Raw genomic sequence first — 21,906 nt, 5'->3', positions numbered from 1 at the left:
CCAAGTATCTTAAATTCGGGATACTTTCTTACTATTGTAGAAAGAGCGGAAACAATAATACCCGTTTCCGCTCTTTAAATTTGCCATGCTTGAGTCTATATTACTTAGCCAATTTAGCGAAGTGCTCCAACGTACGAACAAGTTGTGCTGTGTAGGACATTTCATTGTCATACCAAGCTACAGTCTTAACCAATTGTTGGTCGCCAACAGTCATTACTTTTGTTTGAGTTGCATCAAACAAGGAACCGAAAGTGATACCTTTAATGTCGGAAGAAACGATTTCGTCTTCTGTGTAACCATAAGTTTCGGAATCAGAAGCTGCTTTCATAGCTGCGTTAACTTCATCAACAGTTACTTTCTTATCAAGAACAGTGATCAATTCAGTCAATGAACCAGTTGCAACTGGAACACGTTGAGCTGCACCATCCAATTTACCTTTAAGTTCAGGAATAACTAGGCCGATTGCTTTAGCAGCACCAGTAGTGTTAGGGATGATGTTTTCAGCTGCTGCACGAGCACGACGGAAGTCACCTTTGTTGTGTGGAGCATCCAAAGTGTTTTGGTCGCCAGTGTAAGCATGAATTGTAGTCATCAAACCAGAAACAATTCCGAATTGATCTTGCAATGTTTTAGCCATTGGAGCAAGACAGTTCGTTGTGCAAGAAGCACCAGAAATAACTGTTTCAGTTCCATCAAGAATGTCATGGTTAACGTTATACACGATAGTCTTAACATCGCCAGTAGCTGGAGCAGAGATAACGACTTTTTTAGCTCCGCCTTTCAAATGCTTCTCAGCTGCTTCTTGAGATACGAAGAATCCAGTACATTCAAGAACGATTTCTACGCCAAGCTCTCCCCAAGGCAATTCTTCAGGGTTACGGTTAGCTAGAACTTTAACTTCTTTACCATTTACTTTGAAGAATCCGTCATGTACTTCAACGTCACCGTCAAAGCGACCTTGTGTTGTATCATATTTTAAAAGATGAGCTAACATTTTAGCGTCTGTCAAGTCATTAATAGCAACTACTTCGATACCTTCCACAGCTTGAATACGGCGAAATGCAAGGCGACCAATACGTCCAAATCCATTAATACCAACTTTAATAGTCATTTAATAGTTCCTCCCAGAATTCGTTTTTATTTATTCAAGACGGGTTATTAAGCCTGTCGTGACAACAACATAATAAATCGATAAATAATATTACTCTTCTAAGTTGTGAGAGCCTTTTCTTCCATCTCTCTCTCAATTTCCAGGGCGGCAGCCTCATCTGTAACGAGTATATCTTCCTGACCGAACTTGAGAACGGCGTGTATTGCTCTGGCTTTACTCTTACCGCCTGCAATCCCGATCACAATTTCAGTCTTCATGATATCCTCCAGCCGAAGACCTAAAATCATCATCTTGTGAACCATAGCACCTTCATCATTGAAATAATAACCAAAGGACTCTGCGATAGCACCATCTGCTCTTATCGCTTCAACAATAGCTGAATCCAGCTTTCTGCGACGTGTCATTTCCATGGCATCACCAATACCGTGCACAATGATTCGTGACTGTCTGATAATCTGCACAATTTCCTGAATGTTAACATCTTGGACAAGTGATTGATACGCATCTTCGCTCAGTAAATCAGGTAAATGTAATAATCGATATTGGGCACCTACACTCTTAGCCATCGTAGAAGCTACGGTATTCGCTTGGAACTCCAAGCTCTCTCCCAACCCTCCACGGGCGGGTACGAACCAGGTCCGTTTAACGTGAGCAGATGACGGTTGAGTCAATTGCTCAGCAACTGCAGCAAGTGTAGAACCTCCTGTAACAGCGATTATATCTTCATTACCCATGACGCTTAGCAGTGCTTTCGCTCCTGCACGCCCCAATTCTCTTTTAGAGAACGACGATACTTCCGAATCACCAGGCACAATTACTACCTTCCGCAATCCATATGCTTGACGAATTTTCTCTTCTAAATCAGCGAGACCGAATAGATTCTTAGCAAGGGGTTCAAGCGATTCAAGCAATTTCTTGCCCGCTTCACTGATTCTCATACCTTTGCTCTCAATCTCAATCAATCCCTGTGACTTCAAAAGATCCGTCTCGGCACGCAACACGCGTTCCGTCATATGAAGCGATACAGCAAGTGTTCTGCGACCGATCATATCAAACAACATGATCCGCTGAAGAATGCTATACCTTGTCTTGAGTATTTCCATGAGATCAGGCAGAAGCTGCTTTTGTATTTCTAATAAATTCCGCATGCTCTCCACTCCTGCTACTTTCTCAATGGCCCTAAAATGTCCCGGGATAACTTTTTAAGTCCCACTACTATTCTACTCAATATTCGCTCCTGTTGCAAGTGTTCCTTGAGTATATTTTACAACACCCTATTTTCTTATACATTTAGGAAGCCACACTCGATTTTCGATCCTGCTTAAGATAGTACACATCGATAATTCTTGCTATTCTGACGTAGATATCATATAATAATTTTTGCTATTGATTTTGCGCCCGTGGTCAAATGGATATGACGTAGGCCTCCGAAGCCTGAGATCGAGGTTCAATTCCTCGCGGGCGCGCCATTATAATTGTTACAATAGCTGACTACTATATCTTTAACCAAACCATCAAAAGCCAATCATGGCTATTTTTTTTATCTAGAGTTTGACTTTCTTTGACTTTTTGATTTAAAATGTTTATCATGTGGTAAATACGGTAATCGTATGTATAATAAAGGTTATAATTTAGCTAATTAAGGGAGGTTTTCAACGTGGGTTTCATTCCTATGGTCGTTGAACAAAGCAACCGCGGCGAGCGCGCATATGACATCTATTCTAGACTTTTGAAAGATCGCATCATTTTCTTAGGCTCTGATGTTAATGACGTTGTTGCCAATTCCATTATTGCACAATTGTTATTCCTAGCTGCTGAAGACCCTGAGAAGGATATCTCCTTATATGTAAACAGTCCTGGTGGATCGATTACAGCCGGTATGGCGATATTCGACACAATGCAATATATTAAACCAGATGTATCCACTATCTGTGTTGGTATGGCTGCTTCGATGGGTGCGTTCCTATTGAACGCAGGCGCTATTGGCAAACGTTTCGCTCTACCAAACAGTGAAATCATGATTCATCAGCCTTTGGGTGGTGCGCAAGGTCAAGCATCGGATATCGAAATCCGTGCTCGTCGCATTCTCAAAATGCGTGATAAGTTGAACAAAATATTGTCCGAACGTACAGGACAACCGCTAGAACGTATTGAGAAAGATACCGATCGTGATTACTTTATGAGTGCCGCTGATGCTGCATCATACGGTATCATCGACAAAGTAATCGAGCGCCCGTTAGCTTTAGACAAGTAGAAACGGCTGAGCCTTACCTTTCAAGGACAGCACCCGTTTTAGCGGAAATATAGGAAATAGAGTATCAAGTGAAACTTATACTTTCTTATATTTTAATAAATAAAACCATTTCCACAACAAACCTTGCTCCTATGAAATTTAGGCGCAAGGTTTTTGTTATGTTTATTTCCAGAAAGAAATCTATTTGACAAGGCTCGTCCCTTTCGGCAACACCTGATTATACGGAATCACAAACGTCGGAATGCCTGCAGCATAAGGAGTGTATTCATACTGTTGGAAGAACACCGCTAGCCCGTCTGGTTTGAGATAGTAATCAGCGTCTTGACCAAGTCCCTTAAATTGATCAGAAAAGCCATTGATACCCTTTAGATTCTTCATTACGAGTTTGTCCAACCCTACTTTGTAAGTGGGACTCTTCTCTTTCAACAAATCCTCAAGTGAAAGCACTTTTCCATCCTTCAACGAAAAAGTGAATCCTGTTCGAATCGTGCCATCGTGAGCACCCCCAGTATAACTATACTGATCGATGACCAGACTTAGCATGCCATTCTCATTGTAAGTTACGGCAAAATTCTGAAAGGCTTGGTACATGTAATCGACAGAGCTATCTCTCTTCTTCTCCTGCTCTTTCGAATCTTCGACAAACTGATTCTTGTGTTTCTCGAGTACAGCGTTAATACTCTTCTCCACCTCTGCATTCCCTAGTCCACTAAGCTTAGGATAACGTACAAGGAATAATGTATCCTTCGTTTTCGTTTCTAATAACTCTGTTGTAATCTTTACATCATTCTCCGCTCTTGGCGTGATACTCAAAGACTTCAGCGAAGGGTTCCATACCCCTTGTACCCCCATATAGTCACTTAATAATTTAAACGGTATGTAGAGCTTGCCTCCAATATTCTTCACTTCGTAATCATAAATATAATAGTTATTTACGTTCGCACTTACCCCATACTCGGATACATCCATATTCAACTGTCTATATCCACTGCCAAGGTAATATGTTCTCGTTCCTTGATTATAAGATAAAGGTAACCCTAACTCATCTTTCAGTACACTCACAGGAATGAGTGTATTCCCATTATTGATTAATCCCTTTTGGGATAACGTTTTTCCCTTCCATTTCAAAATAACTGGTGTCTGTTGCACAACGTTCTTCGTATTCTCTACTGCAAATACTGACGCCTGTCCTGTATATCCAAAGCTTGCTACCAGAACACCTGCAATCAATGCCGAAATACTATATTTCAGTACCTTATTCATTATGACAGCTCCCTTCAACGCAACTATTATGAGTATAAGCCAAGTAGGATTATATTGAACCACAACTCTACTTATATATTTCAAAGAAACCTTGCTCCCACATATTCGGAAGAACAAGATTTCATGATTTTCAAGAGAACATACTATTCAAATAGACTATTTGCTTTCGGTACTACCTGATCGAATGGAATGACGAAGGTAGGATTGCCTGCAGCATAAGGTGCATATTCATACTGTTGGAAGAACAACGCTAACCCATCTGTTTTGAGATAGTAATCAACATCAGCACCTAGTCCTTTGAAGTCACCATAATACCCTTCGAATCCCTGAAGACTCTTCAATAAGAATTTATCTAGGCCCACTTTGTAGGTAGGATTCTTCTCTTTCAAAAGATCATCAATCGAAAGTAACTTCCCATCTTGTAATGAAAATGTTAATCCTATGCGGTTGTTCATACCATGTGCTCCACCTGTATAACTATATTGATTCATAACAAGACTTAACATCCCATTCTGATTATAAGTTACGAGATAATTTTGAAGGAATTCGTAAGGGTGCTCGACAGTGCCATCTCTCAAGGCAGCCTGCTCATTCGCAGCTTCAACGAACTGTTTCTTAACCTTCTCTAACATAGCGTTAATTTCCTTCTCCGCGGCGGCGTTCTCAAGCCCACTGATCGTAGGGTATTGCAAAAGGAATGATGCATCCTTCGTCTTACTCTCTTCGGATTTTGTTGTGATCACGATATCATTCTCCACTCTCGGAGTAATGCTCAAAGACTTAAGTGGTGGATTCCACACGCCTTGATACCCTAAATAATCACTCATTAATTTAAAAGGGACATACAATCTGCCACCGATATTCTTCACTTCGTACTCATTCACATAATGGTTATTAATGTATGCATCTACGCCATATTCAGAAATAGATATATCCAATTGTTTATATCCACTGCCAATGCTATATGTTTTACTTGCTGGATTATAAGTTAAAGGTAGCCCCATTTGATCTCTCAGTACGGTTACAGGAATCAAAGTACTTCCATTACTGATCAATCCTTTTTGGGATAACGTCGTTTCTTTCCATTTCAGAACCACACTTGGTTGTTGTACGGTGTTCTTCGTGATCGGTGCTGCAATGGCCGGCGCTAGTCCTGTAAATCCTAAACTTGTTACTAGAACACCTGCCACTAATACTGTAGCGCTATATTTCTTTACCCTATTCATTCCCAGTATTCCCTCCAATAAACTAATTATTAGTATTTCACTCATAGTATATCGAAATAGGAAATGAATAAGGTAACATCCGAGTAACAGTATTGTCGCTATATAGATTGAACTACCTTAATATTCATGATTTTCGTTCATGATACCCTTTGTCCCCGTAAGGCTGCAGCTTATCCAACCACTTCTGCTCTAACTCCTCTAGCTCGTTCTTGTATCTTTTATTCATCGGATGGTTTACAGGTACGTTCAAAGGGACCATACCAATCAGCGATTCTCCCTCATCCAGCTTCAGTTCTTCCAATATTTCTAATTGGAATTGTTGCTCACCATATTCCTTCCATTCCTGCTGTAGGGGTACACAAGCATGATTACCCATGTTCAGTATGAACACATCTTTATTCAGCGCTCCATATAGATTTAAGCTACTCCCAATCCATATCTTTTGATTTGATAAGTTACAAATCTGATATACCCCAATCTTACGTGGGAGCTGTTGATACTCAGTTACTAATTGTTTACGTCTTTGTTGATCCATATCGTTACCTTCTTTCTTTATCATTCATTATTTACATAGATTGAACTAAACGTGAAAGTGAAGTACTTTAGTTCATTCTATTTGGTTCTACTTTTCACCCAATATCGACTACCATCTGGTTCCCGGTCCATAAATCCATATTCGATCAAGTAGCGTCTTAATGTGACATAGTCATCTAAGCGTTCTTTAAGGATTTCGTTGACCTCTTTTTCCGAATAGTGTTTCTGACCATCAAACAATTGCGTAAGATATCTCAAAACAACAATTTTACGCTTCTCCTTCTTCGGGAACTCCTTTAACGGTCCTTCTAGACCCTGATTGAAATACGTATTAAGAATCTCTTCATTCTCTCGCTCCGTAATGGCATGCCGCTCATTCAGTAAGGAAGGGGACTCGTGAATATGGATATACTTGCTCTTATGGCTCGATTTCTCCTCCACAAGTTCCATAATAGACAGAAACACCTTAGCTTGCTTCATCTTCTCGCGTAAAGTAAACCGATGATTGCGAATGGTGGAGGAACTTCCGCCATCCAATTCTTTAACGATCTCTTGATCACTTAGTCCACTTTGGAAAAAGTTCAATAACGTTCGTTGCAAATCGGTTAATCCTGTCCATTTCTTATCTAATCCCAATAAAAAATCTACCATCGACGTATGTTCACTCGTGATATGCCGACGCACATACTTCTCAGCCTCGTACAACACCTCTTCATCCTTATAGATGATTCCTTTCTCATACCGCTTGCCGCAGACTAAGCACTCATAAGCCTCCTGTTCTTGATTGAACACGTAACCTCGCTTGATTTCTTCCATACTAGCGTTCCAGAATGAATCAGACAAATGAACCATTATTATAGACACCTCTCACTTATGTTTGCCAATTTAATAAACATTATATAATATCGTTTGGTTGTTTTCAACTCACCCAACCCATCACACACCTGTTTCTTGATCTATATAGCAAAAAAACAGTCCAAAGCTACAATTGTAGCTTCGAACTGCTATCTGTTCATCCCTTACCATATGTGTTTAGGATATTATTCCCGCCCACTTTTCAATTCCGTCCAGTAACGATCATAGATTTGCAGGCTATCGCCTACATCACTCAACCACTCTACCCGATTTAGTTCATCCTCAGAAAGATTGATCATCTTATTATTGCGGTATGTTTCACTATGGAACTCCATCGCTTTCACATTTGGATCACTATATCCAATCGCTTCATAATTTGCCGCACTCACTTTAGGATCTAACATATAGTTGATGAATTTCTCTGCTAATGCTTTATTCTTAGCGCCCTTAGGGATAGCGTAGTTATCAGAGAATATCGTTGCCCCTTCTTTAGGCACAACATAAGCAATATCAGGGTTATCCTTCACAATATATGCAGCATCTCCAGACCATACGGTACTGATCCAGCCCTCTTCTTGAATCATTTTCTGTTTAATCGTATCTGTATCAAAAGCTAACACGCTTGGAAGCAACGTTTTAAGATTATCTACGGCCGCTTTAATCTCCGTTTCATTCGTCGTACTGTTTGAGAATCCTTGCTTCTTAAGCGCCATACCGATCACTTCACGGTTGTCATCCAGTAGCAATACTTTACCCTTATAGGCTGGATTCCAAAGATCTTCCCAACTATCAATCGGATCTTTAATATATTTCTTGTTATATGCAATTCCGGTTACACCAGAAGTATAGACAATGGAATATTTATTGTCTGGATCGAACGCTGGATCTTTGAATGTATCCGCAATATTCACATAGTTTGGGATATTATTCTTATCCAATGGTTCAAGCAGATTGTTCTTGATCATCGTCTCCACCATATAATCAGAAGGTTGGATTAGATCATAACCTCCGCCACCAGCTTTAATTTTAGCTAAAAGATCTTCATTATTTGCGTAAATATCATATGTTATGTCTACGTTGAACTCTTTCTCAAAATCTGAAATCACCGTTTCATCAAAATTGTCCGCCCAACTGTAAATATGCAACTTTTCTTTAGAAGAACAACCAGCCAAAAGGGAAATGGCCAAAACTCCTACTACAAGCATACTTAACAATCCAGTTCTTTTCACAGTTACGTATCTCCTCTCTTTCGTCAAACCATTTTATATGAAAGAATTACAAGCCATGACGTTCACAGCCCGATCATCCAACATTCGAAGCAAATATGTTCTCATAATTTAGAAATCAAAAGGGCAACATCTTATGTTTCTTCTGACCTTTTCCACGATTCAATACGTATTGTGCTAACAATATTAACGTAATGCTAACTAGAATTAGCAGTGTACAGAGTGCATTAATCTCGGGTGAGATCCCTCGTTTCACTTGTCCATAAATATAGATTGGTAGCGTCGTGGAGCTAGGTCCAGCAACGAAGAAACTAACCATGAAATCATCAAGTGAAAGCGTAAATGCAATAAGTGCCCCAGAAATGATACCAGGTGTAATCTGTGGTAATGTGACATAACGAAACGTTTGCCAATACGTAGCTCCTAAATCCTGAGCTGCTTCTTCAAGCTGTCTGCCCATTCCAGCCAATCTTGCGTTCACAACAACATATACATAAGACATACTAAAGGTGATATGGGCGATCATAACTGTAGACTTACCTAATGGGATCTGAAGTTGACTGAATAATACCAACAACGACAATCCCATAATGATGTCAGGAATAATCACTGGCATATACAGCACCCCATTTAGTGGGCCTTTCCACTTTCTCGCGAAATCCCGCATACTCAAAGCTGAGATTGTACCTAATAACGTCGCTACGACGGTAGAAATTACGGCTATGACAAGACTATTCATTAACGCTTCCATCACGTGGCGATCCTTCATTAAAGAGACATACCAGTCGAGGGTGAATCCTTTCCAATCCCCACTTAATCGCGTGTTATTGAATGAATACACCATCACGAGCACAATGGGTACATAGATGAATATCATCATTAGCGCAGAATGAATACCAAGAAGAGGATGTCCTTTCTTCTTCATATGTTCCCCTCCTCCTTTGTTCGATCGCTCCGAGACTTCATAACTCGACTAAATAATACGATCAGTACGAGCGATGTCAGAACAAAGATGACCGAAAGCGCTGAACCGAAAGGCCAATTACGTGCCCCGAGGAACTGAGATTGAATAATATTACTAATCATAGAGGATTTAGAGCCCCCCAGAATATCTGTTACCACAAACATTCCTGCTGTAGACACAAATACAAGCACAGACCCGGTCATAATCCCCGTTTTACTCTGTGGTAGTGCAATGTGCCAGAAGGCCTTCCAACGACTAGCTCCTAGATCGCTCGCAGCATCTAGCAAACGTCGATCAATCTGCTCGATAGCTACATATAGTGGTAGTACCATAAAAGGAATAAAATTATAGACCATTCCTAGTAGAACTGCTCCCTTTGTATAGAGCATTTGCAATGGTTCGTCGATCCATCCGAAATGGATCAATAAACTGTTGACTACGCCCTGAGTTCTGAGCAGCAACACCCACGCATAAGTCCGAATCAAGAAATTAATCCAGAACGGAATCGTAATCAGGATCAGACCCCAATTCTGCACTCGGGGAGAGGAATTCGCCAAATAGTAAGCTAAAGGATAACTTACAACTAAACATATCACTGTCGTGGTGATGGATAACACAATCGTATCCCAATAGATCCCTAGATAAAGGGAATCCCAAAATGTCTTATATCCATCCCAACTAAAATTATAGACAACATTACCCAGTGTGTCGCGTTCCATAAAAGACATCACCACGACGATAAGCATTGGCACAATTAAAAACAAACCCAGCCATAGTAGCACCGGTGTAAAGAACCATTTGGATTTATTCATGGCTGGATCACCACCTCATCCTTAGGGTTCCAGTTCACCCCAATCCGCTCACCGACTTGCCAAGATTCTTCATCTGTTGAATCAAGTACAATAGTTACGGTCATGGCTGGCTGCTCACCAACTTGATCAAGTTCAACCATTAATTTATGCACATTTCCCAAATACAAAACATCTTGAATTACACCAGACTTCATTGAACTTTCTTCACTTCGTTGTGGACGTAATTTCTCAGGTCGTACAGCAAATAAACCTTGAGGAGAAGTGAAAACATTATTCTCACCGACAAAAGTTGCAGCAAAGAGCGTACGTGGTGAAGAATAAATTTCTTTAGGGGTTCCAATCTGCTCAACCTGTCCATTATTTAAAATAACGATGCGATCAGACATCATCATAGCTTCTTCTTGATCATGTGTTACATACACGAATGTAATACCGAGTGTCCGTTGAAGATGTTTCAACTCGGTCTGTAAATTCTTACGTAGTTGTAAATCGAGCGCACCTAGTGGCTCATCAAGTAACAATACTTTAGGTTTATTCACTATCGCTCGGGCAATAGCTACTCTCTGTTGTTGACCCCCAGAGAGCTGATGAGGGTACCGGGACGTTAGAGTCGTTAATTGCGTCATGGCAACAGCCTCTGCAATCCGCTGCTTTTGTTGTTCCTTCGGAATCTTTTTCATTTTAAGACCAAATGCAATATTTTCTTCCACCGTCATATGCGGAAATAGAGCATAGTGCTGAAATACCAAGTTCAAATCTCTTTCGTTAGGAGGATTCTCTGTAACTACTTTCCCAGCAAGTACTACATTTCCGCTAGTCGGTTGTTCAAAACCCGCAATCATTCGAAGAATGGTCGTTTTGCCACATCCACTTGGTCCAAGCAACGTGAGAAATTCACCCTCCTCAATAACCATAGACAATGGTTTCACCACCACTTGCCCTTGAAATTGTTTCTCGATCTCAACGAGTTCAATCATAAGTACCATCCCCTTTTTGTATCATATGTCCGTTCGTTGTCGAATCCATTCTATATCCTCATACATTTTAAAAAAGCCATACCATCCGTATGGCTTACTTTTATTGTTATTATTCAACCATTTGTTTTCAAAAATTCGTACCATTTTCGCATATTCACTATAACGTTTTTCGCCTTGAGGTACAACAACTTTCTATAGTCATCGACAGTAACCTGGCAACTTTCGTCACAATATAGTAATGATTGAGATACAAGTAGAATCAGCTATGCCATCCTTTTTCAAGGACGGCACCCGTTTTAGCGGAAATATAAGAAAGTATTAAGTGAAACTTTATACTTTCTTATATTTGAACAAAAACCTATACTATCTTATTATCACAAAAAAGTCACCTATTCGCGACAATGGCTTGTCGAAGAAAGGTGACTTTTGAACGTTCAACAATCATTTTAGTAATTATTTAAGTTCGTATTGAACACTAAGTTGTGTAGACACTTTCACTTCTCCTGCTTCAACAGCTGTCGAACCTGCTTGGTCCATACTTGACTTCGGACTCATCAACATCTCTCTCTGTCCGTATACGATTAAGTCATTAGCATCACCTTGATTCACAACCAGCACTACGCCTAATGTCCGATTTGCTGCTTTAGCAATTGCATTTGCCTTCACACTCGCATTCGCCATGGCTTTCTCAATCACTTGTGTTTCGAACTGGTCACGATTCTCTATCGAGAAGCGAACATTATCAATGTTATTTGCCCCTGCAGTGGATGCTGCATCAAGCAATTGGCCAATCTTAGCAAGATCGCGATATGTTACTTCAATGGTATGATTCGCATTGTACCCTTTTAACTTTTGTCCATCTTTTTCAGTGTAGATATAATTAGGTTGTACGTAGAACTGTGTACTCTTGATATCTTTATCAGCAATCTTCCATGTCTTCTTCAATAAATCATTCAGTTTCTGCATCTTAGCTGCATTCGCCTTCTGTGCCGCTTGAGCCGTCTCCGCCTGCGAAGTTACACCGATTGATAGATAAGCGATATCCGGTGTGATGGATATTTCACCTTTACCTACAACATTGATAACATTACGTTGTACTTCACTTGCATAAATCTTGGATGCATTACCCAACGCACCCACCCCTGTTAACCCAAATACTAATGCTCCCGCAACCAATATACTTCCTGTCGTCTTTACCAATCTTTTCATAACTTTCGCCCCCTAAAAGTTTTACGGAGTAAAACTTACCTCGTAAGCATAATCTTAGTTTTACGAAGTAAAGCTAACTTCGTAAGCATCTTCTTAGCTTTACGAAGTAACTCTCACTCGTAAGCATCATCTAATCTTTCATTCAACCTTTAGACGAGACAGATTGGGAAATGTTGCATATGAAGACAAGATAATTTTGAGGCTATTTTAACTCCTCTATTCTAGCTATTTCACGTATAGTCTGACTAAATTGAGAAGTTTTATTCACATGCACCGTAAGTTCCTGAATATTTGTGCTTGTTATTACTTCCGATAATTGATTTCAAATTCATAATGACCTTAGCTCCTTCTGATGTTCTATGTATAATAATATTCTGTAATAATTCCATGTTAGGTTTAGTATATATAGACAGAAGTCTTATCACTGATGAGTTATCTATAACAAAATACACATAAAAAAACAAAAAAAAGCAGCTAGTCCCTTTAAAGGTTAGCCGCTATTTGGTCGTGATACCAAATACTCTACTGATTGTCTAATTCTTCCTTACTTACCAAATTTACTAAAGCGGTTACAGCCTGCTCAGCATCAGCACCTTCTGCGCTAATATTGACTTCCGTGCCAGAACTGATCGCAAGACTCATGATTCCCATAATGCTCTTTGCGTTCACTTTTTTATCATCTTTTTCCACGAAAATTTCAGAAGAGTACTTATTGGCTTCTTGGACGAACAACGCTGCCGGTCTCGCATGGAGACCCGTCTTTAGACGGACAACTACCGGGTGTTTTATCATGGAAACTTACCCCCTATTTATAAATCTGTACACTGTACACACATTTTATTTAAGAACATTATACCATTATAACATGAAGGACACTAGAAGAAAAAAATCAGCCATTACGAATTTTATCAGCCATCTCATCAATCTTACGTAGACGGTGGTTCACACCTGATTTACTGACGGAACCTTTTAGCATCTCGCCAACTTCTTTCAAGTTCATATCCGGGTGAACTAGCCTAACCTCGGCCACTTCTCGTAGCTTCTCTGGCAAATTCTCTAGTCCCAACTCACGCTGTAATAGCTTAATATTCTCAATCTGTCGTACCGCAGCACCAATCGTTTTATTCAAATTCGCAGTCTCGCAGTTGACGATACGATTCACGGAATTTCTCATATCCCGCATGATTCGAACATCCTCAAATTTGAACAACGATTGATGCGCGCCGATCAAGCTGAGAAATTCAATGATCTTCTCGCCTTCCTTAATGTAAAGAACAAAACCTTTCTTACGTTCAATAAACCGAGCATTCAGCTTAAATTGGTTAGCCAAATCTACTAACGACTTGCAGTGATCTTCATACATAGACGAAATCTCCAGATGATATGAAGAACCCTCTGGGTTATTAACGGATCCACCAGCCATGAATGCTCCTCGTAAATAAGCCCTCTTACAACAATTTTTACGTATGAGGTCTGATTGGATATCTGGTGTGAATAGAAAACCTTCCGAAACAATATACAATTCCTTCAGAATTTCCTGTACACGAGCAGGTATACGTACGATATAAACGTTATTCTTCTTCAATCTCATTTTTTTACGCACAAGTAACTCGGTATGTGCCTGGAAATATTTTTTGATTAAGGAATAAATCCGTCTTGCAATCGCGGCATTTTCTGTCGAGATATCTAATATGACCTTTTTATTCGATAACTGAACAGAACCATTCATACGAATTAACGCTGATAACTCAGCTTTCTCGCAGCATGCCTGTCCTTCGACCATAGTCAATTCTTTTTTTGTCTGTGCCGCAAACGACAAGGGACTCACCTCTCTCGTAAAATCCAATTTTGCACGAGCTGGTAAATATGTTGACTGAGCTTTTCAGCATCATGTCGTAGATATGTCCGGAATAGGACCAGTGTATCGGCTATGACCTGATAACCTTGGCCTGTCACTTCATCCCAGTCCACTTGAACGGGTCTAGCTCCTTTTTCGGCATATCTATCTTGAACTTCAGTCGGAATATCACCACTATTTACAATGACATAATCAAATAGTTGTGTACCAATATGATCGTAGATCGCATTTAGATGGTCACTTACCGTATAATTATCTGTCTCACCAGGTTGCGTCATCACATTACATACAAAAATCTTAATCGCTTTTGAAGCACACACAGCTTCAGCAAGCTTTGGAACGAGTAAATTAGGAAGAATACTTGTATACAAACTACCGGGCCCAATCAGGATTGCGTCCGCTTGTCGAATCGCTTCAACAGCTTCTGGCAACGGCTCCACGTGAGCCGGGTCGAGAAAAATACGCTTAATTCTTCCCCCGTGTTCCGGTATTTTGGATTCTCCAATGACGATACTTCCGTCTTCCATTTCTGCCCGAAGGGTTACGGCAACTCCTGCTGCAGGCAATACCTGCCCACGAACAGCAAATACCTTACTTAACTCCCGTACAGCGGTCACAAAGTCTCCCGTGATATCGGTCATTCCTGCTAATATTAAGTTCCCAAGACTATGACCAGCAAGTCCTGTACCACTGCTAAAACGATAACTTAACATTTCCGAAAGTAGCGGCTCTACATCTGCGAGCGCAGTCAATACGTTACGAATATCTCCAGGTGGAGGCATCTGCATCTCACTACGCAGAATGCCCGAACTTCCCCCATCATCAGCTACAGTGACAATGGCTGTGATGTCAAGCGGCTTTTCTTTCAATCCCCGAAGCATGACCGATAATCCCGTTCCTCCACCCATTACAACAATTCGCGGACGCGATCTATTTTCTTCTGCCACTTTCATCACTCTTCACCTCATTAATGCCGGTCACGATCTCGATCAGAGTCTCGGTGGCTAACGGAAACGTTCTCCGTCTTACTTACACCCAGCATCTTACCGAGGTACTCAGCAATTGCAACTGAACGATGCTTGCCCCCTGTACATCCGATGGCGATAATGACCTGGCTCTTACCTTCTTTATAATACTGCGGAATTAAGAAATGGAGCATATCCATCAATTTAGTTAAGAATAATTGGGTTTCAGCCCATTTCAACACATATTCATAGACTTCGCTATCTTGCCCCGTTCGTGGACGTAAATGATCCACGTAATGGGGATTCGGCAAGAACCTTACATCAAACACCAGATCTGCATCAATTGGAATACCGTATTTAAACCCAAAAGATGTAATGTTGACAGACAAGGTATTAGGCTCGATATGAGAGAATCGAGAAATGATTGTCTCTTTCAATTGCCCTGGCTTCGTATTACTTGTATCGATCAACTGGGTTGCGGAATCTTTAAGTTCCTCCAACAACTTACGCTCCAATCGAATGCCATCAAGTGGCATCCCTTCTGGAGCCAACGGATGACGTCTACGACTCTCTTTATATCTTTGTACTAGAACGGAATCTGTTGCATCAAGGAATAGAATCTCGCAACGCATCGTGAAATGCTCTTTAATGTATAATAAAGATTCTGATAAGGCCGTAAAGAATTCGCGTCCTCTTAGGTCAATAACCAAGGCAATCTTAGCGATCTTACCGTTCGACTGTTCTATAAGTTCTCCAAACTTAGGGATCAATACTGGCGGTAGATTATCCACGCAGAAGAATCCAAGATCCTCTAAGCTTTGTACAGCAAGTGTTTTCCCCGCGCCTGACATCCCTGTAATAATAATCAAATTGGCCATGGCCGACGTTATATTTTCATTTTCAGTTTCCTGCATCAGCTTCCACTCCCTTGTCAATGAGTCCCACATGCTTTTGACGGGTATATTCAAACAAGAAGAATTCTATGAACGAAGATGCAGACCGGCAGCCCCAACGATTCCCGCTTTGTTTCCTAATATAGCTGGTAGAATTGACACGCCCCGTTGTAGCGGTTCTGGCGTGAATTTGGCAAATACCTCACGAACCTCATTAAAGAGAATATCGCCTGCATATGCAACACCACCACCAACAATAAACACTTCAGGATTCAATACAGCAGCTACTGCTGCCATCGATTTACCCAAATAAAATGCTGCACGATTTACGATACGTAATGCCACTTCATCGCCAGCTTTGGCTGCGTCGAACACTTCCTTCGCGTTCATCACTTCTACCGTTGAGAGCGTTGTGCGATCTCCACGTTCAACAGCATCCTTCGCCATACGAATGATACCTGTTGCAGAAGATACGGTTTCTAGACAACCTTTTTTGCCACATCCGCATTGGATAGCTTCCAAATCAGGCACAACCGTAATATGACCAACCTCTCCTGCCATTCCTCCTGAACCCTGATAAATCTTTCCATCTAAAATAACGCCCCCGCCTACACCTGTTCCAAGTGTATAGCAGACACAATTTTCTAATCCACGTCCCGCACCACTCCAAGCTTCGCCCAAAGCAGCCACATTAGCATCGTTATCTATTTTCACAGGCTTGCCTAAACGTTCCTCTAAAAGCGCACGCATCGGAACATCCGAAAAACCTAAGTTGGGTGCTTGAATAATAATCCCTTCACGGACATTCGTAAAGCCGGCAACTCCTGCTCCTACACCCACTAGCTGGTCCCAGCTATATGGTGATTTCTCAACAATGTCACGCACATATTGCACAATATTGTCAATTACCGCTTCAACGCCTTTTGCAGCCTCCGTGGGTCCTTCATGCGTTAGAAGAAGCTTGCCCTCCTGATCACAAATCCCAACTTTAATCGCCGTTCCACCTAAATCCACACCAACATAGATACTTTCAGACATGTTCCAGCCACCTTTTTTCAATCTAAAATAGTTTTGAGCCTACGTACCCACTATAAGTGATGCCCTCATTCTGGTCAAGAGAAGCTAGACTCTATCCCAAAGCCATTCGATAGAATTAAAGCTTCATTATATAGCAAATTCAGAGGATATTATGTTGAGTTATTGCACCCTTTTGTGATTAATTGCACAAGTGTTGGATATTCATGACAATTGTCATCTGCATAAGGTGACAGTCTTAACTAACAAGAACGCGGCATATTTCTTATGATGAACTTAAGAGAAATTCAGTCAACGCTAATGGAGGTATTAATGTATGGACACGATTGTGGAAATGAAGAATATAACCAAGCAGTTTAAAAATAAGAAAGCTGTGGACAATATCTCCTTTTCGATTGATAAAGGTTCCATCGTTGCCATTCTTGGTCCTAATGGAGCAGGAAAGACAACGGTGATATCCATGTTGCTAGGTCTGATTAAGCCAACCCAAGGTACAGTGCAAGTGATGGGTAAAGACCCTAGGGATATAGAAGTACGACAAAGAATCGGTGCTATGCTCCAAGAGGTTAGCGTCATGGATGCGTTGAAGGTACATGAACTTATTAATTTAATTCGTAGCTACTATCCTCGGCCTCTTGATATCGATCAACTGATCCCACTTACCGGTCTACAAAAGGAAGATCTCAATCGATATGCAAATAAGTTATCCGGCGGTCAGAAGCGAAGACTTGGTTTCGCACTCGCTCTTGCTGGCAATCCTGATCTGATTTTCTTAGATGAACCCACCGTAGGGTTAGATGTTACCGCTCGTCGTGTGTTCTGGGAGCAAGTTCGTTCACTGACCCAACAGGGGAAGACCATTCTATTTACTACGCATTACCTACCCGAAGCTGAAGACTATGCAGATCGCGTCATTTTATTTGATCAAGGGGTCATCATTGCTGATGGAACACCTGACGATATCAAATCTAAACTTACTGTATCCTCTATATCCTTCAAATCGGATGATCCTGATTTATGTAGCTTTCTGCTTACATTACCGAATGTTCATGATGTTTATGAGAAAGAAGGGCGTATTTATACCGTTACTGAAGATACAGACGGCATATTAGCATCTATCTTTGAACATAAGTTGGCGGTTAGGGATATCCGAGTCGAGCACGGTCGCCTAGACGATGCTTTTGAACAATTAACAACACATCCTGAAATGGATACCAAAGGAGCGGCAATATCATGATGAACGTGATAACCATGCAGTGTAAAGCGGAGTTAAGAAGAATTTTTCGTAATCCTTATTATGTATTCTGGTCCTTGATATTACCTATCATATTTTATTATATCTTTACTCGAATTGTGAATACCAACCCCGATGATAAAGGACTTTGGCAAGCTCATTATTTGATGTCCATGACTACATTTAGTGTAATGGGTTCGTCAATCATGACGCTTGGTATTCGTATCGTGCAGGAGCGAGTTCATGGTTGGTCCACGTACATGCGAATTACGCCACTTCCCGAAGGTGTTTATTTCTTTGGTAAGATGTTCGGGCAATCGGTCATGCACTTATTTTCTATTATCATTATTTTTACTGCTGGGTATCTTATCAATGGCGTGTCCTTGACTGCGTCGCAGTGGATTCTCAGTGGACTGTGGATATTAATAGGGTGCGCACCATTTCTAGCATTAGGTACATTAGTCGGAACCATGAAAAAGGTGGACACCGCAAGTGGCGTTAGTAATGCGATCTATATGGTATTAGCTGTTCTCGGCGCAATGTGGTTCCCACTTGATTCCTTCCCCAAAGGATTACAACTGGTTAGTAAATGGCTTCCTTCCTATAACTTTGGAAATGGTGCTTGGGAGCTTATCCAAGGGAATGCCCCTAGTTGGGATAATATACTTATTCTGTCAGGATATCTTGTTTTCTTCGTGGTATTATCAACTTATATCCGTAAAAAACAGGAAGTGGTGTGAAGCTCGTTATGCGCGAAAAATTTCAGCTTTTCCCTGAAAAGTTAGGATTCTTTCCTTATGTTTGGTTAATATACCTCTTCTTACCTATCATTAATACCGCACAAGAACAAGGGTTGAAATTGGTCTTAGGCTATTTAATGATCGGAGTATTCGCAATCTCCTATAGGCAGCTTTATTTCGCTTCAGAAGAAGGAAGCTTTTCATATTGGCTTGCCACACAGATGGTTATCATTTTTATTCTCAGTTACTTTTATAACCCTTATAACTTTTTCATGGGTTTCTTCACCGCTAACTTCATAGGCTATTACACGAACTCTTTTAAATTCAAAGTATCTTTAGGTTCACTAGCCATTATTGTATCGCTACCGATTATATTGAATTTAAATAGCATTGCACCTAAGCAATACTTGTTTTTTCTCCCGTTTTTAATCATTATGCTCATGTCTCCTTTTGGAATACGTTCTATGAATAGACACCAACAGCTGGAGTTGAAGCTTGATGAAGCCAATGAACATATTAAGCAACTCGTTAAACGAGAAGAACGGATGCGTATTGCTAGGGATCTGCATGACACTTTAGGGCACACATTGTCTTTGATTACCTTGAAGAGCCAGATCGTGGACCGGCTCATTACCAAAGATCCAGCGCGGGCACAACTTGAAGCCAAAGAGATCGAGCGTACTTCGCGGGCAGCTCTGCGACAGGTTCGCGAACTTGTATCGGATATGCGTGCGGTTACGATCGCTGAAGAAATGTTAGAGGTACAGGTCATTTTACAGAGTGCCGATATTACCTCTCATTTCGAAGGAGATGCTAAGCTTGTCGGTATACCTGATCTAACTCAAAACATTCTCAGTCTATGCCTCCGAGAAGCCATTACAAATATTATAAAGCATAGTCGAGCAAAGAATTGTAATGTTACTCTTGAACAGAAGAATTCAGAAGTCACACTCATCGTTCGTGATGATGGTATAGGACTCAAAGAAGATCATCATGATGGAAATGGATTGAAGGGTATGAACGAACGTCTTTCTTTAATCGAAGGTTCTTTAGCAGTATCTTCAGGGGAAGGCACCACCTACACTATAAATATACCTATTATCATTAAGGAGGAGACTGCATGATACGAATCCTTATTGCCGAAGATCAACGTATGTTACGCGGTGCATTAGCTTTACTATTAGATTTGGAAGATGATATTGAAGTGGTCGGTCAAGCTTGCGACGGGCAAGAAGCCCTGTCACTCATCGCTTCTCTTCAACCAGATGTCTGTTTGCTGGACATCGAGATGCCCGTCAAGACCGGTCTAGATGTCGCTGAACAATTGATTGAACTAGGTTCCATCACTAGAATCATCATTCTAACTACCTTCGCTCGTCCTGGTTATTTCGAGCGTGCCGTAAAGGCAAATGTTCAAGGATATCTATTAAAAGATGGACCAACTGAACAACTTGCGGAGTCCATTCGACGTGTTATGAAGGGGCATCGAGAGATTTCCCCTGAATTGATATTCGGGACATTAAAGGAAGAGAATCCACTTAATGCTCGTGAACGTGAGATTCTATCTCTGTCTGCCCAGGGGAAGTCAGCCAATGAAATATCAGCGATGCTCCACCTTTCCTATGGAACGGTACGCAACTATATCTCCGAAGCCTTGAATAAACTAGATGCTAAGAACCGCATTGAGGGTATTCGGGTGGCAGAGGACAAGGGATGGTTGTAGGGTACATAAAAGAACCTGACGGAATATTCCGTCAGGTTCTTAATATGAATCAAAGCAATTTAGTACTACTCTCCTAAAGTCTGGCTCCAGTCATGAACCATGTTACCTTCAATGAATTTCTCAGCATCCATCGCAGCCATACATCCTGAACCTGCTGCTGAAATAGCTTGACGATAACGAGTGTCCTGCACATCTCCACATGCGAACACACCCGGAATGTTTGTTTCTGTCGTACCTGGCTTCACGACGATATATCCTACATCATCCGTCGTGATTTGCTTGTCCAAGAAAGCCGTGTTCGGCGTATGTCCGATCGCTACGAACATGCCATCCGCTTCAATCAATTCTTCCTCATTGGTCTCATTGTTGCGAACTTTTAGACCTTTAAGACCCATACCTTCTGTAACCACTTCCAGAGGCGTACGATTCAAAGCCCATAGGACCTTCTCATTCTCGCGCGCACGATCTTGCATGATCTTGGAAGCACGCATCTCTTCACGACGATGTACTAGTGTTACGCTAGAACCGAAACGCGTCAAGAAGTTAGCTTCTTCCATTGCTGAATCGCCACCTCCAACCACGATGATCTTCTTCCCACGGAAAAAGAATCCGTCACATGTTGCACATGTGCTAACACCACGTCCAATGTTCTCTTGTTCACCTGGAATGCCTATATACTTCGCAGAAGCACCTGTGGAAATGATAACCGTCTCAGCCAGTAATTCTCCCATTCCATCCACATTAACCTTAAAAGGTCGTGCTGAGAAATCAACCGTCTCTACCCAACCCGTTTTAAATTCAGCTCCGAAACGCTCAGCTTGCTTACGCATATTATCCATCAATTCAGGTCCCATAATTCCTTCAGGGAACCCTGGGAAATTCTCGATTTCGGTAGTAGTCGTTAACTGACCACCCGGTTGCATACCTTCAATAACCAGTGGTTTCATGTTCGCACGTGCTAGATAAATTGCTGCCGTCAATCCTGCTGGACCTGTTCCAATAACAATCGATTTATACATTCGTTTGA

At 41.1% G+C, this 21,906-nt stretch carries 22 protein-coding genes and 1 tRNA gene; 6 read left to right on the top strand and 17 right to left on the bottom strand.

From position 1 onward, the window contains the following. Positions 1-100: 100 nt before the first annotated feature. Together gap and PGLA_RS12910 are read right to left on the bottom strand one after the other, a co-directional pair. Positions 101-1,111, bottom strand: coding sequence for a type I glyceraldehyde-3-phosphate dehydrogenase (gene gap, locus PGLA_RS12915; protein ID WP_068533316.1), 1,011 nt, complete (start codon positions 1,109-1,111; stop codon positions 101-103). 98 nt (positions 1,112-1,209) lie between these two features. Beyond that, positions 1,210-2,259, bottom strand: a complete 1,050-nt coding sequence (locus PGLA_RS12910; RefSeq protein ID WP_068533314.1) for a sugar-binding transcriptional regulator — start codon at positions 2,257-2,259, stop codon at positions 1,210-1,212. Between the two features lie 246 nt (positions 2,260-2,505). On the opposite strand from PGLA_RS12910, the gene PGLA_RS12905 reads away from it, so the two are divergent. Both PGLA_RS12905 and clpP read left to right on the top strand, forming a co-directional pair. Next, a tRNA-Arg gene (locus PGLA_RS12905) sits at positions 2,506-2,580 on the top strand. Between the two features lie 188 nt (positions 2,581-2,768). Next, positions 2,769-3,365 (top strand): ATP-dependent Clp endopeptidase proteolytic subunit ClpP, encoded by a 597-nt coding sequence (gene clpP / locus PGLA_RS12900; RefSeq protein WP_068533312.1) that lies wholly within the window; start codon positions 2,769-2,771, stop codon positions 3,363-3,365. Between the two features lie 180 nt (positions 3,366-3,545). Here the strand turns inward: clpP and PGLA_RS12895 are convergent, their stop codons facing one another. The 14 genes from PGLA_RS12895 to PGLA_RS12830 form a co-directional block, all read right to left on the bottom strand. Beyond that, positions 3,546-4,628: a PdaC/SigV domain-containing protein gene (locus PGLA_RS12895; RefSeq protein WP_068533310.1), complete on the bottom strand. Its 1,083-nt coding sequence runs from the start codon at positions 4,626-4,628 to the stop codon at positions 3,546-3,548. A gap of 143 nt (positions 4,629-4,771) precedes the next feature. Then, a complete protein-coding gene (locus PGLA_RS12890) occupies positions 4,772-5,854 on the bottom strand; it encodes a PdaC/SigV domain-containing protein (RefSeq protein WP_068533308.1) in 1,083 nt (360 codons plus the stop codon). A 124-nt stretch (positions 5,855-5,978) separates the two neighbouring features. Further along, entirely contained in the window at positions 5,979-6,389 is a 411-nt protein-coding gene (locus PGLA_RS12885; protein WP_068533307.1) for a GIY-YIG nuclease family protein, read from the bottom strand. A gap of 77 nt (positions 6,390-6,466) precedes the next feature. Beyond that, the gene (locus PGLA_RS12880; RefSeq protein ID WP_068533306.1) at positions 6,467-7,240 is read right to left on the bottom strand and encodes a DUF2087 domain-containing protein; all 774 of its coding nucleotides are present in this window, start codon (positions 7,238-7,240) and stop codon (positions 6,467-6,469) included. A 188-nt stretch (positions 7,241-7,428) separates the two neighbouring features. Then, the gene (locus tag PGLA_RS12875; protein WP_068533542.1) at positions 7,429-8,448 is read right to left on the bottom strand and encodes a polyamine ABC transporter substrate-binding protein; all 1,020 of its coding nucleotides are present in this window, start codon (positions 8,446-8,448) and stop codon (positions 7,429-7,431) included. Between the two features lie 139 nt (positions 8,449-8,587). Next, complete coding sequence (locus PGLA_RS12870; RefSeq protein WP_068533305.1) at positions 8,588-9,394, bottom strand: ABC transporter permease; 807 nt, start codon at positions 9,392-9,394, stop codon at positions 8,588-8,590. After that, a complete protein-coding gene (locus PGLA_RS12865; RefSeq protein WP_068533304.1) occupies positions 9,391-10,245 on the bottom strand; it encodes an ABC transporter permease in 855 nt (284 codons plus the stop codon). The genes PGLA_RS12870 and PGLA_RS12865 overlap by 4 nt, the downstream gene beginning before the upstream one ends. Next, on the bottom strand, positions 10,242-11,222 hold the full coding sequence (locus PGLA_RS12860; protein ID WP_068533302.1) for an ABC transporter ATP-binding protein: 981 nt from the start codon (positions 11,220-11,222) through the stop codon (positions 10,242-10,244). The genes PGLA_RS12865 and PGLA_RS12860 overlap by 4 nt, the downstream gene beginning before the upstream one ends. Before the next feature lie 453 nt (positions 11,223-11,675). Further along, positions 11,676-12,431 carry an SIMPL domain-containing protein gene (locus tag PGLA_RS12855; protein ID WP_068533300.1) on the bottom strand — a complete coding sequence of 252 codons (756 nt, stop codon included), beginning with the start codon at positions 12,429-12,431 and terminating at the stop codon, positions 11,676-11,678. Positions 12,432-12,953: 522 nt separating this feature from the next. Next, on the bottom strand, positions 12,954-13,223 hold the full coding sequence (locus PGLA_RS12850; protein ID WP_068533299.1) for an HPr family phosphocarrier protein: 270 nt from the start codon (positions 13,221-13,223) through the stop codon (positions 12,954-12,956). Positions 13,224-13,320: 97 nt separating this feature from the next. Next, positions 13,321-14,250 carry a DNA-binding protein WhiA gene (gene whiA / locus PGLA_RS12845; RefSeq protein WP_068533297.1) on the bottom strand — a complete coding sequence of 310 codons (930 nt, stop codon included), beginning with the start codon at positions 14,248-14,250 and terminating at the stop codon, positions 13,321-13,323. A gap of 5 nt (positions 14,251-14,255) precedes the next feature. After that, positions 14,256-15,242 carry a gluconeogenesis factor YvcK family protein gene (locus tag PGLA_RS12840; RefSeq protein WP_068533294.1) on the bottom strand — a complete coding sequence of 329 codons (987 nt, stop codon included), beginning with the start codon at positions 15,240-15,242 and terminating at the stop codon, positions 14,256-14,258. 14 nt (positions 15,243-15,256) lie between these two features. Then, positions 15,257-16,168, bottom strand: a complete 912-nt coding sequence (gene rapZ / locus PGLA_RS12835) for an RNase adapter RapZ (RefSeq protein ID WP_068533293.1) — start codon at positions 16,166-16,168, stop codon at positions 15,257-15,259. A 66-nt stretch (positions 16,169-16,234) separates the two neighbouring features. After that, positions 16,235-17,185, bottom strand: coding sequence for an ROK family glucokinase (locus PGLA_RS12830; protein ID WP_068533290.1), 951 nt, complete (start codon positions 17,183-17,185; stop codon positions 16,235-16,237). Between the two features lie 313 nt (positions 17,186-17,498). Here PGLA_RS12830 and PGLA_RS12825 point away from each other — a divergent pair, with 313 nt between their 5' ends. Genes PGLA_RS12825 through PGLA_RS12810 form a run of 4 tightly spaced genes read left to right on the top strand, consistent with a single transcriptional unit; the run spans position 17,499 to position 20,879 of the window. Continuing rightward, entirely contained in the window at positions 17,499-18,419 is a 921-nt protein-coding gene (locus tag PGLA_RS12825; protein ID WP_068533289.1) for an ABC transporter ATP-binding protein, read from the top strand. After that, on the top strand, positions 18,419-19,156 hold the full coding sequence (locus PGLA_RS12820; RefSeq protein WP_068533540.1) for an ABC transporter permease: 738 nt from the start codon (positions 18,419-18,421) through the stop codon (positions 19,154-19,156). The genes PGLA_RS12825 and PGLA_RS12820 overlap by 1 nt, the downstream gene beginning before the upstream one ends. Positions 19,157-19,164: 8 nt before the next feature. After that, positions 19,165-20,280 (top strand): sensor histidine kinase, encoded by a 1,116-nt coding sequence (locus PGLA_RS12815; protein ID WP_068533538.1) that lies wholly within the window; start codon positions 19,165-19,167, stop codon positions 20,278-20,280. Then, on the top strand, positions 20,277-20,879 hold the full coding sequence (locus PGLA_RS12810) for a response regulator transcription factor (RefSeq protein WP_068533287.1): 603 nt from the start codon (positions 20,277-20,279) through the stop codon (positions 20,877-20,879). The genes PGLA_RS12815 and PGLA_RS12810 overlap by 4 nt, the downstream gene beginning before the upstream one ends. 65 nt (positions 20,880-20,944) lie before the next feature. Here PGLA_RS12810 and trxB read toward each other — a convergent pair whose 3' ends face one another. Next, positions 20,945-21,898 carry a thioredoxin-disulfide reductase gene (trxB, locus tag PGLA_RS12805; RefSeq protein WP_068533285.1) on the bottom strand — a complete coding sequence of 318 codons (954 nt, stop codon included), beginning with the start codon at positions 21,896-21,898 and terminating at the stop codon, positions 20,945-20,947. Positions 21,899-21,906: the final 8 nt, after the last annotated feature.

The sequence above is a fragment of the Paenibacillus glacialis genome (assembly GCF_001637205.1).
Classification (GTDB): Bacteria; Bacillota; Bacilli; order Paenibacillales; family Paenibacillaceae; genus Paenibacillus_AQ; species Paenibacillus_AQ glacialis.
Note: the sequence above shows the minus strand (reverse complement) of the source record. Positions and strands in the feature narration are given on the sequence as shown.

Coding starts and splice junctions, on each gene's coding strand:
- PGLA_RS12850 (WP_068533299.1), bottom strand. CDS start 13,223: ATGATAAAACACCCGGTAGTTGTCCGTCTAAAGACGGGTCTCCATGCG.
- PGLA_RS12830 (WP_068533290.1), bottom strand. CDS start 17,185: ATGTCTGAAAGTATCTATGTTGGTGTGGATTTAGGTGGAACGGCGATT.
- trxB (WP_068533285.1), bottom strand. CDS start 21,898: ATGTATAAATCGATTGTTATTGGAACAGGTCCAGCAGGATTGACGGCA.
- PGLA_RS12875 (WP_068533542.1), bottom strand. CDS start 8,448: ATGCTTGTAGTAGGAGTTTTGGCCATTTCCCTTTTGGCTGGTTGTTCT.
- PGLA_RS12910 (WP_068533314.1), bottom strand. CDS start 2,259: ATGCGGAATTTATTAGAAATACAAAAGCAGCTTCTGCCTGATCTCATG.
- rapZ (WP_068533293.1), bottom strand. CDS start 16,168: ATGCAGGAAACTGAAAATGAAAATATAACGTCGGCCATGGCCAATTTG.
- PGLA_RS12840 (WP_068533294.1), bottom strand. CDS start 15,242: ATGAAAGTGGCAGAAGAAAATAGATCGCGTCCGCGAATTGTTGTAATG.
- PGLA_RS12855 (WP_068533300.1), bottom strand. CDS start 12,431: ATGAAAAGATTGGTAAAGACGACAGGAAGTATATTGGTTGCGGGAGCA.
- PGLA_RS12820 (WP_068533540.1), top strand. CDS start 18,419: ATGAACGTGATAACCATGCAGTGTAAAGCGGAGTTAAGAAGAATTTTT.
- PGLA_RS12880 (WP_068533306.1), bottom strand. CDS start 7,240: ATGGTTCATTTGTCTGATTCATTCTGGAACGCTAGTATGGAAGAAATC.
- PGLA_RS12810 (WP_068533287.1), top strand. CDS start 20,277: ATGATACGAATCCTTATTGCCGAAGATCAACGTATGTTACGCGGTGCA.
- gap (WP_068533316.1), bottom strand. CDS start 1,111: ATGACTATTAAAGTTGGTATTAATGGATTTGGACGTATTGGTCGCCTT.
- PGLA_RS12865 (WP_068533304.1), bottom strand. CDS start 10,245: ATGAATAAATCCAAATGGTTCTTTACACCGGTGCTACTATGGCTGGGT.
- PGLA_RS12815 (WP_068533538.1), top strand. CDS start 19,165: ATGCGCGAAAAATTTCAGCTTTTCCCTGAAAAGTTAGGATTCTTTCCT.
- PGLA_RS12825 (WP_068533289.1), top strand. CDS start 17,499: ATGGACACGATTGTGGAAATGAAGAATATAACCAAGCAGTTTAAAAAT.
- PGLA_RS12860 (WP_068533302.1), bottom strand. CDS start 11,222: ATGATTGAACTCGTTGAGATCGAGAAACAATTTCAAGGGCAAGTGGTG.
- PGLA_RS12870 (WP_068533305.1), bottom strand. CDS start 9,394: ATGAAGAAGAAAGGACATCCTCTTCTTGGTATTCATTCTGCGCTAATG.
- PGLA_RS12890 (WP_068533308.1), bottom strand. CDS start 5,854: ATGAATAGGGTAAAGAAATATAGCGCTACAGTATTAGTGGCAGGTGTT.
- PGLA_RS12885 (WP_068533307.1), bottom strand. CDS start 6,389: ATGGATCAACAAAGACGTAAACAATTAGTAACTGAGTATCAACAGCTC.
- PGLA_RS12895 (WP_068533310.1), bottom strand. CDS start 4,628: ATGAATAAGGTACTGAAATATAGTATTTCGGCATTGATTGCAGGTGTT.